The 14,307-nt window shown below is 38.9% G+C and carries 15 protein-coding genes; 8 read left to right on the forward strand and 7 right to left on the reverse strand.

Features of this window, described 5'->3' with window-relative positions:
• Nucleotides 1-39: 39 nt before the first annotated feature.
• Entirely contained in the window at nucleotides 40-1,554 is a 1,515-nt protein-coding gene (locus tag FUA25_RS10175) for a trypsin-like peptidase domain-containing protein (RefSeq protein ID WP_147756967.1), read from the reverse strand.
• Nucleotides 1,555-1,770: 216 nt separating this feature from the next.
• Here FUA25_RS10175 and FUA25_RS10180 point away from each other — a divergent pair, with 216 nt between their 5' ends.
• Both FUA25_RS10180 and FUA25_RS10185 read left to right on the forward strand, forming a co-directional pair.
• On the forward strand, nucleotides 1,771-3,123 hold the full coding sequence (locus FUA25_RS10180) for a rhodanese-related sulfurtransferase (RefSeq protein ID WP_147756799.1): 1,353 nt from the start codon (nucleotides 1,771-1,773) through the stop codon (nucleotides 3,121-3,123).
• A gap of 8 nt (nucleotides 3,124-3,131) precedes the next feature.
• Nucleotides 3,132-3,716, forward strand: coding sequence for a 5-formyltetrahydrofolate cyclo-ligase (locus tag FUA25_RS10185; RefSeq protein ID WP_147756800.1), 585 nt, complete (start codon nucleotides 3,132-3,134; stop codon nucleotides 3,714-3,716).
• Here FUA25_RS10185 and FUA25_RS10190 read toward each other — a convergent pair.
• Together FUA25_RS10190 and FUA25_RS10195 are read right to left on the reverse strand one after the other, a co-directional pair.
• Nucleotides 3,656-4,237: a hypothetical protein gene (locus FUA25_RS10190; protein WP_147756801.1), complete on the reverse strand. Its 582-nt coding sequence runs from the start codon at nucleotides 4,235-4,237 to the stop codon at nucleotides 3,656-3,658. The two genes, FUA25_RS10185 and FUA25_RS10190, sit on opposite strands and share 61 nt — an antisense overlap.
• Nucleotides 4,221-5,384, reverse strand: coding sequence for a hypothetical protein (locus tag FUA25_RS10195; RefSeq protein ID WP_147756802.1), 1,164 nt, complete (start codon nucleotides 5,382-5,384; stop codon nucleotides 4,221-4,223). The genes FUA25_RS10190 and FUA25_RS10195 overlap by 17 nt, the downstream gene beginning before the upstream one ends.
• 171 nt (nucleotides 5,385-5,555) lie before the next feature.
• On the opposite strand from FUA25_RS10195, the gene FUA25_RS10200 reads away from it, so the two are divergent.
• Entirely contained in the window at nucleotides 5,556-5,891 is a 336-nt protein-coding gene (locus FUA25_RS10200; RefSeq protein WP_147756803.1) for a hypothetical protein, read from the forward strand.
• Nucleotides 5,892-5,941: 50 nt separating this feature from the next.
• Here FUA25_RS10200 and FUA25_RS10205 read toward each other — a convergent pair whose 3' ends face one another.
• Genes FUA25_RS10205 through FUA25_RS10220 form a run of 4 tightly spaced genes read right to left on the reverse strand, consistent with a single transcriptional unit; the run spans nucleotide 5,942 to nucleotide 9,221 of the window.
• On the reverse strand, nucleotides 5,942-6,709 hold the full coding sequence (locus FUA25_RS10205; protein WP_147756804.1) for a TrmH family RNA methyltransferase: 768 nt from the start codon (nucleotides 6,707-6,709) through the stop codon (nucleotides 5,942-5,944).
• Between the two features lie 18 nt (nucleotides 6,710-6,727).
• Nucleotides 6,728-7,153, reverse strand: a complete 426-nt coding sequence (locus tag FUA25_RS10210) for a hypothetical protein (protein WP_147756805.1) — start codon at nucleotides 7,151-7,153, stop codon at nucleotides 6,728-6,730.
• 3 nt (nucleotides 7,154-7,156) lie between these two features.
• Nucleotides 7,157-8,662: a DNA recombination protein RmuC gene (gene rmuC / locus FUA25_RS10215; RefSeq protein ID WP_147756806.1), complete on the reverse strand. Its 1,506-nt coding sequence runs from the start codon at nucleotides 8,660-8,662 to the stop codon at nucleotides 7,157-7,159.
• A 49-nt stretch (nucleotides 8,663-8,711) separates the two neighbouring features.
• Entirely contained in the window at nucleotides 8,712-9,221 is a 510-nt protein-coding gene (locus FUA25_RS10220; RefSeq protein ID WP_147756807.1) for a YciI family protein, read from the reverse strand.
• A 704-nt stretch (nucleotides 9,222-9,925) separates the two neighbouring features.
• Between FUA25_RS10220 and FUA25_RS10225 the strand changes: the two genes are divergently transcribed.
• From FUA25_RS10225 to rpsJ, 5 genes are all read left to right on the forward strand, one after another.
• Entirely contained in the window at nucleotides 9,926-10,801 is an 876-nt protein-coding gene (locus FUA25_RS10225) for a hypothetical protein (RefSeq protein ID WP_147756808.1), read from the forward strand.
• A 92-nt stretch (nucleotides 10,802-10,893) separates the two neighbouring features.
• The gene (gene rpsL, locus FUA25_RS10230; RefSeq protein WP_027383325.1) at nucleotides 10,894-11,307 is read left to right on the forward strand and encodes a 30S ribosomal protein S12; all 414 of its coding nucleotides are present in this window, start codon (nucleotides 10,894-10,896) and stop codon (nucleotides 11,305-11,307) included.
• A 25-nt stretch (nucleotides 11,308-11,332) separates the two neighbouring features.
• A complete protein-coding gene (gene rpsG, locus FUA25_RS10235; RefSeq protein WP_147756809.1) occupies nucleotides 11,333-11,809 on the forward strand; it encodes a 30S ribosomal protein S7 in 477 nt (158 codons plus the stop codon).
• Nucleotides 11,810-11,815: 6 nt separating this feature from the next.
• On the forward strand, nucleotides 11,816-13,933 hold the full coding sequence (gene fusA, locus FUA25_RS10240; protein ID WP_147756810.1) for an elongation factor G: 2,118 nt from the start codon (nucleotides 11,816-11,818) through the stop codon (nucleotides 13,931-13,933).
• Nucleotides 13,934-13,951: 18 nt separating this feature from the next.
• Complete coding sequence (rpsJ, locus tag FUA25_RS10245; RefSeq protein ID WP_031503579.1) at nucleotides 13,952-14,257, forward strand: 30S ribosomal protein S10; 306 nt, start codon at nucleotides 13,952-13,954, stop codon at nucleotides 14,255-14,257.
• Nucleotides 14,258-14,307 lie beyond the last annotated feature (50 nt).

The following is a 14,307-nucleotide window of genomic DNA, read 5'->3' on the forward strand; positions in this document are numbered from 1 at the left end:
CAGCTGAAAGGCTGCTCTTTTTTTGTTGAAGAATCTAAGCTAAGGCATTTTGAAACCTCTTGTGGTAATCCTTCCGTATTCATCTACATATTTTACCTGTACATTTCCCTGATATTTATTCAGGATTTTATCAACATCTTTCTGTGAGTTCACCGGCTTGCCGTTAATTTCCATTACAATATAATTATCAACTACCCCAATTTTATCCATCTCACTTCCGGAGGTGACATTCCGTACAATTACACCGCTTGTGAGGCCATAGTCGGTTTTGATTCTGTCGCTTAACGGTTCAAATTCAGCGCCGATTTTTTCAGTAACCGATAGGTCGGCTTTTGTTCTGGTGGAAATCCCGCCATTCTGATCCTTCAAGGTTACGTTTGCGGTATTTTCTTTTCCGTTTCTGAGGTAGGTCACCATTACATGATCGCCCGGTCGTTTGCTGCCAACGGAAAGGGAAAGATCGGCAAAATCGGTTATTTTGATCTGATCAACCTGAACAATAATATCTCCGACTCTTAAGCCTGCATCTTCAGCACCGCTTTTTTCGGAAACGCCTGTTACATAAATACCATTTCCCGGCTTTATATTGGTTTTTTTCTCCTTGTTATAGGCCAACACGTATCGATCATCTGAAAGATCCAGGGAGTTCACTCCAAGAAATCCTCTCTGAACCAGACCGAATTTCTTAATATCCTCCACAATCTTGCGTGCAAGATTTGAGGGAACTGCAAAACCGTAACCCTGATAATAGCCGTTTGTTGAGGAAATAGCGGAGTTGATTCCAATCAGGTCACCGTTTACATTTACGAGCGCGCCACCTGAATTTCCGGGATTGATAGCCGCATCAGTCTGAATGAAACTTTCAATTGGATTTGCCGCTTTCCCCTGACCGCTGCTTAAAATTCCGATACCTCTTCCTTTTGCAGAAATAATCCCTGCAGTAACAGTCGAACTTAGTCCTAAAGGATTTCCAACCGCCAGAACCCACTGCCCGATTTCTACATTGTCGGAATTGGCAAAATTGAGATACGGAAGCCCGTTTTCTTCGATTTTGAGAAGAGAGATGTCGGTATTGGGATCTGTACCCACCAGATTAGCAATATAGGTTTTTCTGTTGCTCAGCACGACTTCAAGTTTACTCGCGCCTGCTACAACGTGGTTATTGGAAATAATGTATCCATCAGGAGAAATAATCACGCCGGAACCCAGCCCAGAAGGCATGTTTTGAGGAGGCTGCTGTCGCTGCTGTCTTTGGCCTTCACCAAAGAAATAGTCGAAAAGATCCTGTTCGGAAGGTCTGTTGGACGCTCTGTCCGAATAGCTTTTAATCGAAACTACCGCCGGAACGGTCATTTTTGAAGCTTTAACGAAATCATCTCCCACAGCACCTGCATTGAATCCGGCGAAGGTTACATTTTTACTTTCTTTGGTAAAGTAGGACGAATCAGAACCACCTGCGGCAGAATCAAAATACTTAATAGCACCAACTGTAGTGGCACCTGAAATAATTCCAACGAAAGCAAAAGGCAATAGTTTTCTTAAAGTCTTTTTCATTGTATTCATACGTATCTTTCTTTTTATTATTTACAAACAAATTTAATGCTTAATGAGTATTAAAGGAAAGTGGTATGTTCCATTTTTAACGAAAATTTAACAGGATTTAATGATTATTAATAGTTTTACATAGATTTTGAGGATATTGATTCTGCATTCGAAATACTGAAAATTTGTTACCTTTGCACACTATTTCTCACTTAAACCGTTTATAGCATGCAACTGTATAACACCTTAAGCGCAGAAGAAAGAGCCCGACTTATTGATGAAGCCGGTAAGCAACGCCTTACTCTGTCTTTCTATGCGTACACCAATCTGCCAGATCCCAAAAAATTTCGCGACGAATTATTTATAGCCTGGAACGGCCTTGATGCGCTTGGCCGTATTTATGTGGCCCATGAAGGAATTAATGCTCAGATGAGTATTCCTGCGGATCATTTTGAAGCTTTTCGTGATACGCTGGAAGTGTATGACTTTATGAGGGGAATCCGTTTGAATGTCGCGGTTGAGCAGGATGACCATTCTTTTTTAAAACTGACCATAAAAGTTAGAAATAAAATTGTTGCTGACGGGTTGAATGATGATTCTTTTGATGTCACCAACAAAGGAATTCACCTGAAAGCGCAGGAATTTAATAATTTACTGGCCGATCCCAACACGATTGTAGTCGATTTTAGAAATCACTATGAAAGTGAAGTCGGTCATTTTGAAGGTGCCATCACTCCTGATGTAGAAACTTTCAGAGAAAGCCTGCCCATCATCAATGAACAGTTACAGGATTTTAAAGAAGATAAAAACCTCTTAATGTACTGTACAGGTGGAATCCGCTGTGAAAAAGCAAGTGCGTACTTCAAACATCAGGGTTTTAAAAATGTTTTCCAGCTGGAAGGCGGAATCATCGAATATGCCCGCCAAATCAAGGAAGAAAATATTGAAAGCAAATTCATCGGTAAAAACTTTGTTTTTGATCACCGCTTAGGAGAAAGAATTACAGACGATATTGTTTCACAATGCCACCAGTGTGGAAAACCGTGCGACAACCACACGAACTGTTTTAATGATGCCTGTCATCTGTTGTTTATTCAGTGCGACGAGTGTAAGGAAACAATGGAAAACTGCTGTTCAGTAGAGTGTCAGGAAACCATCCATCTGCCTCTGGTTGAACAGTTGAAACTGAGAAAGGGCTTACAGGTCGGAAATAAAATTTTCAAAAAAGGAAAATCCGAGGCTTTGAAATTTAAAATGTCAGGTGATTTACCCAATAAGCCACTGGCTAAAGCCCATACAAATAATATCCGTCAAAAAATAGCGGTCAAAAAAACGTTGATTGGGAATGCAGAACATTATTATACAAAATCCAAAATCGCACAGTTTTTAGTTGAAAACGGAACGCTTTCGGTAGGCGATAAAGTATTGATTTCCGGACCCACAACCGGAGAACAGGAATTTACCATTACTGAAATTTTTGCCAACGGCGGGTCTTGCGAAACGGCCAGAGAAGGAGATCAAATCACGTTTGAAATACCTTTCAGGATCCGTTTATCAGACAAACTGTACAAAATTTTGTAGTAGGACTGATGAATAAATCTGAAATCAGAAAATTATATCTTCAGAAACGCCAAACCTTTTCGGCGGATGAGGTTTTTGCATTGTCGGAACAGATATCGAAGAATTTTATTCAGTATTTTAAACCTTCTTCAGGTCAGAAGGTACATTGTTTTTTGTCCATTCCTGAAAAAGGAGAAGTAGAGACCAATTTTTTACTTGATTATTTCTTTGAAAATAAAATTCAGGTTTTTGTCCCTAAGATTGTCAACAGTGAAATGATTTCGGTTGAAATAACGCGGAAAACGACGTTCAAGAAAAATCCGTGGGGAATTCCTGAGCCTGAAAGCAATGTAGCTGCCGGAATTTCAGATTTTGATTATGTGATCACACCTTTACTTTATTGCGATGCTGAAGGTCACCGGGTTGGTTATGGCAAAGGTTTTTATGACGATTTCTTTACTTCTTTGAATAATAAGTGCCTTAAAACAGGATTAAACTTTTTCGAACCGTTGGAAAAAATTGATGATCTCCGGGAAAAGGATATTGCGTTAGATTATCTCATAACGCCAACTGAAGTACTGTCTTTCGGTTTCACATCGAAGTCCACAAAATAGAATTTAAACTCTTTCTTGAACTTTACCGGAGACAGTTGAAGAACATATTGCGCGTTTTTCTGGAAATTTCCGATGGACCTGTTTTTTTTATCGAAATATTCTACATTAAATTTCGCAAAATCAAGAGTGTCCGTACCCTCAATTTTTTTCAGAACTTCCAGATCTCCCACTTTTGCCGATTTCACCTGCAGCGTATCAATTTCCCGAAAGATTCTGTTGAGTTTTGCAGAATCATTTTTGGCAAAATAATTCTCGATCTGTCCGTAAATCACAGAGTCAATCTCCGTGTCACGGTTTCCGTTCGTATAGAGAATTGAGAGATCAAGAAGTTCCTGTACTTTTTGCTTCGTGATGAAGGCAATTGCCTGAACGCTGTCCATTTTGGTAGCGGGATATGATTTTTTGTTGCTGCTGCTCCTGATTTTTTCCAGATCACTGATTTCTTCCTTTTTCTTTTCGCAGGAAAAGGTGAAAAGCAGAATGGCCAGAAGAAGAGCGAAAAAGCTATTTCTTTTCTTCATTATTTCCGATTTTAAATTTAATCATAACGATTTTTCCGTTATCATTGGTTTGGGTGTCAATCACTTCCAGGTTTTCCAGTGAAGTGGAAGGTAAGGTGACAAGGTTAATGTACCGCTGTTTATCTAAAGTTTCTACGCCATAGGTTTCATTATCATACACCTGATAAATCAGAGCGTTATCACTGATGAGATAATTCAGGCTCAGCCTTTTTTTCTTCAGGTCGGTAATGGATTTGGAGTAAAAGAACAGCATAATTGCATAATCATTCGGTCTTAACTCAATGTTTTCAACAGATGGAGCGGTTTCCAGATTGCGGTTGATGGTATCTGTTTTATAATAGGGCGAAGAAACCACCATTTTCAAAGTTTTGCTGCGTGTAGTATAGACAAAAGGCTGGTTGGGAAGGACGCGTGTAAAGATGGGGCTTTCGTTTTCTTTAAGGATTTTTACATCCAGCTCATCGTTTATTTTTGAGTTGCGGTCGGCATCAATAAAGGTGTAAGTAAACTCTTTGCTGAAAATTTCCTCTTTAAAGATAAGAAGCGCTACGAGTACTGCCAAAACTAAAGAAATTCCCAGCCAAATGTATTTCTTGATTAAAGTGAAGGTCGATCTCTGATCGGAAGTATCATACGTTTCGAGAAGAACCGGTTTAGGTTTAGTATGTTGATTTTCAGTATCGGTTTTTTGTAAATCTGCGTTTCCGGTATTAGATGGCGGAACTGATGACGTGGAACCCTGGAGGTCACCGGTGATCTTTTGTTCAGTGATTGCCGTTTCAGATTCAATAATCTCAATTGCTGAAAGTTCTTCTGTGATCTTTTCTGTTTCCTGATCAAGCAGAACTTCATCGGCAAAAAGATGATTCTTTTTAAAGTCATACCAAGAGACATAACCCGCATACACAGCGAGCAGATTAAGCATGTCGATTCTCGGCAGCCGGGTAACGGGAGATTTAAAGTAAGTGTAAAAAGATTTTTCTGAAATATTGCCTTTGGCTTTTTTTCTTAAATCTTCCTGAAAATAAATGATATCAATGCCCTTCCACTTTGAGATTTCATCAAAGGAAGGGGTGTGATTCTCCAGATACTGAGCCTGAACCTCATTTTTTAGCTGGTCGAAATGTAGAAGTTCTAAATCTGTCAAAATTTAAAAGTGTTTAATATGCTGATTATCAGTATTCAAAAATTGTAAAATGGTTTTACAAAGATATTACAATTAATTTTCTAAAACAAATTTTTTCTCCGGTCTATCTTTGTCCTGTTCAAATGAGAATGCGGACACAATTATTAAAACAAACAATTAAATTTAATTATTATGAAAAAGTCATTATTCGTAGCTGGTATCGCTGCTTTAGCTCTTGTAGCTTGTAAAAAAACTGAAACTGTTGAAACTGCTAACGCTGCTGATTCTGCTGCTATGGCTGCTACTGATTCTGCTGCTGTTGTAGCTGATTCTGCTGCTTCTGTTGTTGATTCTGCTGCTTCAGTAACTGTTGATGCTGCTAAAGATGCTGCTTCTGCAACTACTGCTGCTGGTGCTGATGCTGCTAAAGATGCTGCTAAAGGTGCTGCTGATGCTGCTAAAGGTGCTGCTGATGCTGCTAAAGACGCAACTAAAGATGCTAAACAAGCTGTAAAAGACGCTAACTAATTAGCAACTTTTATTACAAATTAACCGTTTCTCCCTGAGAAGCGGTTTTTTTATTTCCTTTTCTGTTTCAAAGCCTCATAACAGGTGATCGCAACAGCATTGCTCAAATTTAAAGAATCAATGGTTCCGGTCATCGGAATTAAGGTGTTTTTTCCTTTTCCTTTCCAGAAATCACTGAGGCCGGAATGTTCGGTACCGAAAAGCAGCGCACTTTTCAAGGTTAAATTTCTTTTATAAAGATCTTCTGCGCTTTCATCCATCATCGTGGTGAAAATATTAAAACCGCTTTCATTTAAAAACTCAAGAACTTCTTCGTTTTTGGATTGATAAATATTCATTCCAAACAGGCAGCCAACGCTGGAACGGATGACATTCGGATTAAAGAAATCCACTTTTTCATCAGTTACAATTAAGGCATCAACGCCAAAAGCTTCGCAGCTTCTGAGTATTGCACCCAGATTTCCTGGTTTTTCTACCCCTTCCAAAACAATGACGGTAGCATTTTCCGTTGGTCTGAACTCCGATAAAACATTCTGTTTCGACGTGTACACGCCTATAATTCCTTCAGAACTTCCCCGATATGCGACTTTGTTATAGATTTTTTCCGATACTGGATTGATTTTTCCGTTTGGTAAATTTCCTTCAAAAATGCTTTCGCAGATAAAGAATTCCAGGCCTTCGAATCCGAAATTCAAAGCCCGTTCATTTTCCTGTTTTCCCTCCACAGTGAAAGTCCCGGATTTTTTCCGAAACCGGTTGTCCGACATGAGGCGGGTAAGGTTTTTAATTTTTTCGTTCTGTAAACTTTCGATCAACATTCTGCAAAAGTCGGATTTTTAGTTCAGATTCTTCTTAAAAGTCAGGTATAAACTTCCGATCAGAATGATGAATCCGCTTGAAAGCCACATGTAATATCCTAATCCGTAACCGGTAATTTTCTCTTCAAAATTATTCTCGCTGACAATAGTCGTGTCAAAGAAGAGGAAACTCAGCATGAAAGAAACAGCAATAAAGCTCAAAACTGCGGAGGTTTTGGTCCTTCTTTTCAAGATAAAAAGATAGGAGATCCACAGAAATACATTTCCGACCCAGGAAATACCCGGTCCGCCGAGGTAGGCCCAGCCCAGCAGCAATGCCGAGAAGGCAGAAAATTCGCTTGGTGTTTTATCCACATAAAACGCATCAAAAAGAATAGAAAAAAAGAAAATAAAAAGACTCACTAGAAAAAAGGTAAGGGGCAGCGAACTTTTTTTCGTTTCCATGATTTAATTTTTAAAATCAATCTCAGGCGATGATCCGTCGACTAAACTCGGTGGGAGCTCCTTTTTGTTTTTAATTCCGAGGGTTTTCAGTTTCTGCGTCTGTGTAATTAAATTGTCGTTACCCGTAGAAAGCTGTTTGAAGGCATCATTATACACATTTTTTGCCTGATCGATGTTTTTCCCAACTTTTTCAAGGTTATCGACAAAATTAACGAACTTATCATATAGTTTTGCCCCACGTTCGGCGATTTCCATGGCGTTTTTATTCTGATAGTCTCGTTTCCACAGATCTGCAACCAGTTTCAGGGAAGTGATCAGATTGCTCGGATTCAGAAGCAAAATTCTTTTTTCGTAAGCGAAATTCCACAGATCAGGATCTGCCTGCATTGCTGCGATATAAGCCGGTTCGCTTGGGATAAACATCATGACAAAATCCAGAGACTTGTCGTAATCGTCGTAAGCCTTTTCGCTCAGCTGTTTGATGTGATTTTTGATGGAAGCCAAATGCATATTCAGTTTCGACTTGTACATTTCAGGATCATTCTCATCCACGAGTTCCGTGAACGCGGTCAGTGAAACTTTGGAATCGATGATCACATTCCGCGCATCAGGATATTTTACCACTGCGTCGGGACGCATTTTCTTTCCAGAGAATTCGGAAAAAAGCGCCTTGTTATCCTCGTCCCGAAGTTCGTGTTCCATAAAATACTCCCGTCCTTTTACAAGACCGGATTTTTCAAGAATGCTTTCAAGGATCATTTCGCCCCAGTTTCCCTGGGTTTTGCTTTCGCCTTTCAGCGCGCGGGTCAGTTTTTTAGCATCTTCGGAAATCTGCTGGTTCAGCTGCGCGAGTTCCCTGACTTTTTCGCCGAGAGAGAAACGTTCCTTCGATTCTTTATCATAGGTTTCGCTTACTTTATTCCTGAGGTCGGTAATTTTTTCCTGAAACGGATCCAGAATGATTTTGAGATTGTTCTGGTTCAGCGTGGCAAACTTCTCTGATTTTTCATCAAAAATTTTTGTAGCAAGCAACTGGAATTCATTTTTCGCAATTTCCTGCATTTTCGAAATCTCTTCCTTCTGATTGTCCAGAAGTTCCTGCAGTTTCTCATTCTGCGAAGAGAGATGGGATTTTGCGGCAATTAAACTGTTTTTATCTTCCTGAAGAATCTTTATATCTGAAGAGAGATTGTTGTTGATTTCCTGCTGCTCGGCGATTTTCTGCGTTTGCGCACTGTTCTCAGCGGCAGTCTTGGAGAGTTCGTTCCTGAGTTGGCCTATGTTTTCAGCCTGCAGAAAATTGGTTTGTTTTTCAGTCTGATGTACTTGTTCCAGTTCCGATATTTTCTGATTTGAATTCTGTAGTTCGGCAGTGGTACGGATGAAATTGCTGTTGAGTTCATCGAAATCTTTTCGCGGAACGTTTGCAGATTTTAAGATAAAGTACAGGACCGCAGCACCAAGAATGGCACCGAAAATAAGTCCTGTGGGCAGTGTGGTGATTTCCATTTTCAAAAATAAGAAGAAAAAAAATGATTTTTCCCGTTTGTGGAAAAGTTTAGGGATTCTCTTTCGAAATCTGTTTGTGGTATTTCAGATGCATCGGAATCGCTGCGGAACCATACCACGGCAGAATTTCCACTTGGAAAATTCCAATTTTGACCGTAGGGTCATTCTGCAAAAGCGCCCGGGCTTCGGCCTCGGTTTTCACATCCAGAAGAAAAATTCCGCGGTAACCAAGAGTGTTTTTTGTAGCGAAAGGACCGGCAAGTTTAAGCTTTCCTGATTTTTCCATTTCCGTCATGTTGGAGAAATGACCTTTAAAGAGTTCCGCGCGCTGTGTTTTATTTGTAATTTCAGCATCTTTCGGGCCGGTTTTAAGGATAATGAGCATGTAATTTTTCATTCCTCTTTCGTCAGCGTTTAAGGAATCCGCTAATTTTTGATTATAACCTGAAGTGGTGAAAGTCGTTTTTGAAGGCTCACCGAGTTTTCCGTTCTGACCTTTTGTAAAAACAACACAGAAAATCAATGATAATGATACTAGAAGAGTATGTGAATTTTTCATAGAATGATGATTTTGGGGTTAATTCCAGTCATTCTTCAGATTAAAGTAGCTCTGAGGACAGACAAATTTAGAAATTCCAAACAACAATCGCTGAATGACAGGAGCCTTTTTTAATACAAAAGTATAAGGTCAGATAATTGTTCGTTCCCGCAGTTTGTGGATCATTGAATAAAATAATTAAATTGTGCATATTTGCCCTGAATATTCTGTGCATGAAGAAATATGTGTTTTTAGCAATTGCAGTGATTGCAATTTATTTTTTTCAGTCCTTTTTTCTTCCGGCAGGAGGGATTGGGGCTGACAGCCTTTCTTATTTTGGAATTGCTTCGGATTTACCCAAACCTGAAACGAATCTTTTTCCACCGGGGTATCCGATTTTTATCAGAATTTTTCACCTCCTTTTCCAGGATTATTTTTGGGCTTCCAAAATGCTGAATATTTCAATGATATTAATTATCCTTCTGTTTTCTTATTTTAAAAAGTTTTATTTCAGAGAGACCGTACTGCTGTTTGCAGGCAAAACTCTTTTTTTTGCGCTGAACAACGCCTGTTCAGAAGGCATATTTATTTTCATCCTGTATTTCCTTATTTATTTGTTTCATGAAAGATTTTACGGGAAAATTAACTCACGTCGTTTTATACTTTCTGCGTCATTACTTTTGGTGCTTTTGTTTATCGTGAGATACTCAGGAGTTTATATTTATATGGGTGTTGGTGTTTTCTGGGTGCTTATGTTACGGGTAAAAGCATTTCCTTTAAAAGGTGATTTCTTTAAATTATTATTGTTTGCGGGATTAGGAATTTGCATTTATATAGGAGTTAATTATAATGTTTACGGGAGTTTTACCGGAGAGAATCTCCGTGGTGCCCCTTCGGCGTATTATGCGGTTTATATATTCCGGGATATTTTAGGAGTAAGCAATGTTGTGGACCCTTTTATAGGAATTAAACCCACTTCCAACAGTATTGTAAGTATTGCTTTTCAGATACTATTAATGATTTTTGATTTGCTTTTGCTGAAATATCTTGTCCGGCTCGTCCGAATAAAAAAAGAGAATCTTCAGTTACAGTTTCATTATCTTCTTTGGATTATTTCAGGAGTGTATGCAATTACCCTTTTAATATCGGGTTATTTTCAACAGATTGAAGAGATGAATGTAAGAATGCTGGCAGCGGCTAATTTCTGTGTGTTTTTCTCTTTTCTGGTTATCTATTTTAAAGATTTAAAATCTGATGCATTCATTTTCAGATTAGGGAGCTTTTTTCTAATGTTCCTGACAATTTACAGTTTAAAAAGTCCGGAAAATTATTTGAAAAATAAGGCTGAAATAGTGCCACAGATGGTTCAATTTAAGGAGAAGAAGTATATGTATAATGATGAAAAGGATATAAAAATTATAACGGAATATCATATACCCGTCCTTGAAAAGTCATTTACATATCAGCATACAAACACTCAAAAGGGTGAAATTAAACAAGCTATCGCCGGAACTATAAATCCCCAGATCAAATGGTTGAAATATGACACAGTTAAAGATAAATCGCAGATTTTGTATACATCGCGACTTATTTTAAAGTAAACGTTGGTTACAAATTCTTATAAATTAGACAATTGTACTTGCAGGTTAAAAAAATAATCTTAATTTTGCACCCTAAAATAAAAAGCAATTAAATGCCTACTATTCAACAATTAGTTAGAAAAGGAAGAGTCGCACTTACCAAGAAGAGTAAATCGGCTGCCCTTGATTCATGTCCACAAAGACGGGGTGTATGTACAAGAGTATATACTACCACTCCTAAGAAACCGAACTCTGCACTTAGAAAAGTTGCAAGGGTAAGACTTTCGAACGGTAAAGAAGTCAACGCCTACATCCCGGGCGAAGGTCATAATCTTCAAGAGCACTCGATAGTATTGGTACGCGGAGGAAGGGTGAAAGACCTACCGGGAGTACGTTATCACATTGTTCGTGGAGCTTTGGATACCGCTGGAGTAAGCGGAAGAACCCAAAGAAGATCAAAGTACGGAGCTAAAAGACCAAAACCAGGTCAGGCAGCTGCAGCACCTGCAAAAGGAAAGAAAAAGTAATCATTAATCAGTAAGACACGAAACAATGAGAAAGACAAAAGCGAAAAAAAGACCGTTGTTACCCGATCCTAAATTTAATGATCAACTGGTAACAAGATTTGTAAACAATTTGATGATGGACGGTAAAAAATCCATCGCATTCAAAATATTCTATGATGCATTGGATATCGTAGAAAGCAAAAAAGGAGAAAACGAAAAAACTGCCCTTGAAATCTGGAAAGATGCTTTAACAAACGTTATGCCTCACGTAGAGGTGCGTTCAAGAAGAATCGGTGGTGCTAACTTTCAGATTCCAATGCCAATCAGAGCCGACAGAAAAATTTCTATGGCAATGAAATGGTTAATCAAATATTCAACAGCAAGAAACGACAAATCAATGGCTCAGAAATTGGCTACTGAAGTAATCGCTGCTGCAAAAGAAGAAGGTGCTGCTTACAAAAAGAAAACAGACACTCACAGAATGGCTGAAGCAAACAAAGCATTTTCTCACTTTAAATTCTAATCTGTAATGAGTAGAGATCTTAAATTTACTAGAAACATTGGTATCGCCGCTCACATTGATGCAGGTAAAACCACGACTACAGAAAGAATTTTATTCTATACAGGGGTTAATCACAAAATTGGGGAAGTTCACGATGGTGCTTCTACAATGGACTGGATGGAGCAGGAAGCAGAAAGAGGAATTACCATTACTTCTGCTGCAACTACTTGTTCTTGGAATTTCCCTACAGACCAAGGTAAAAAATTACCGGAAAGCAAACCTTACCACTTCAACATTATCGATACACCTGGACACGTTGACTTCACCGTAGAAGTAAACCGTTCTTTGAGAGTATTGGATGGATTGGTATTCCTTTTCTCTGCAGTAGATGGAGTTGAGCCTCAGTCTGAAACAAACTGGAGACTTGCCGACAACTACAAAGTAGCAAGAATGGGATTCGTAAACAAAATGGACCGTCAAGGTGCTGACTTCCTTAACGTGGTAAACCAGGTTAAGACAATGTTAGGATCCAATGCCGTTCCAATCGTTTTACCAATCGGTGCTGAAGAAGATTTCAAAGGTGTTGTTGACTTAATTAAAAACAGAGCAATCGTTTGGGACGAAGCAGGACAAGGAGCTACTTTTGAAGTAGTGCCAATTCCTGAAGACATGAAAGCGGAAGTTCTGGAATACAGAGAAAAATTAGTTGAAGCTGTTGCTGATTATGATGATACTTTGATGGAGAAATTCTTCGAAGATCCAGATTCAATTTCAGAAGACGAAATTAATGAAGCTCTTAGAAAAGCGACTATCGATTTATCTATTATCCCAATGACTTGTGGTTCTTCATTCAAGAATAAAGGAGTACAGTTCATGTTGGATGCAGTATGTAAATATTTGCCTTCGCCATTAGATAAAGATGATATCAAAGGTACAGACCCAAGAACAGATCTTGAGGTTACAAGAAAACCAGATGTAAAAGAGCCTTTCGCGGCTTTGGCATTTAAGATTGCTACCGATCCTTTCGTAGGAAGATTGGCATTCTTCAGAGCATATTCTGGAAGACTGGATGCAGGTTCTTACATCTTGAACACCCGTTCAGGAGATAAGGAAAGAATCTCCAGAATTTACCAAATGCATGCTAATAAGCAAAATCCTGTAGATTATATTGAAGCAGGAGATATTGGTGCAGCGGTAGGTTTCAAATCCATCAAAACTGGTGATACAATGTGTGATGAGAAAAACCCAATCGTTCTAGAATCGATGGTTTTCCCGGATCCGGTAATTGGTATCGCTGTTGAGCCGAAAACGAAAGCTGACCAGGATAAAATGGGGAACGCTTTGGCTAAATTAGCTGAAGAAGATCCTACTTTCCAGGTTAAAACTGACGAAGCTTCTGGTCAAACGATTATCTCCGGAATGGGTGAACTTCACCTTGACATTCTTGTAGATCGTATGAGAAGAGAATTCAAAGTAGAAGTAAATCAGGGAGAACCTCAGGTAGAATACAAAGAAAATCTTACATTGGCTGCCAATCACAGAGAAGTTTACAAAAAACAATCAGGTGGTCGTGGTAAATTTGCAGATATTGTATTTGTACTAGAACCTGCAGATGACAATAAACCCGGCTTAGAATTCATCAATGAAATCAAAGGTGGAAACGTTCCAAAAGAATTTGTTCCTTCTATTGAAAAAGGATTTAAAGCAGCAATGAAAAACGGTCCTTTGGCTGGTTTTGAAGTTGAAGGGATTAAAGTTACTTTGAAAGATGGATCTTTCCACCCGGTAGATTCTGATGCCCTTTCTTTTGAATTGGCTGCGAAATTAGGATTCAAAGAAGCGGGTAGAAAAGCAAAACCGGTAATCATGGAACCAATCATGAAAATTGAAGTGGTAACTCCAGAAGAATACATGGGAGACATCGTAGGTGACCTTAACAAAAGAAGAGGTACCGTAAACGGGATGGATGATAGAAACAATGCGAAAGTAATTAAAGGATTCGTTCCGCTTTCTGAAATGTTTGGATATGTAACTACGCTCAGAACACTTTCTTCCGGAAGAGCAACTTCTTCTATGGAATTCGAGAAGTATGAGGCGGCTCCTACAAACGTTGCAGAAGCAATTATTGCCAAAGCAAAAGGTTAATCTTTAAATTGTATTAAAATGTCACAAAGAATCAGAATAAAATTAAAATCGTACGATTATAATTTGGTAGACAAATCTGCTGAGAAAATCGTAAGAACGGTAAAAGCGACTGGCGCTGTTGTAAACGGACCAATCCCATTGCCAACGAACAAGAGAATCTTTACCGTACTAAGATCTCCGCACGTAAACAAAAAAGCAAGAGAACAGTTCCAGCTTTCTGCCCACAAGCGATTGATGGACATCTACTCTTCTTCTTCCAAAACGGTTGATGCCCTGATGAAATTAGAGCTTCCGTCTGGAGTTGATGTAGAAATTAAAGTGTGATGATGGTACGGTCTCTGAGCGAAGCCGAAGAGCCGTTCCAAAATACTTTG

It is taken from the genome of Chryseobacterium sp., from assembly GCF_008014695.1.
GTDB lineage: Bacteria > Bacteroidota > Bacteroidia > Flavobacteriales > Weeksellaceae > Kaistella.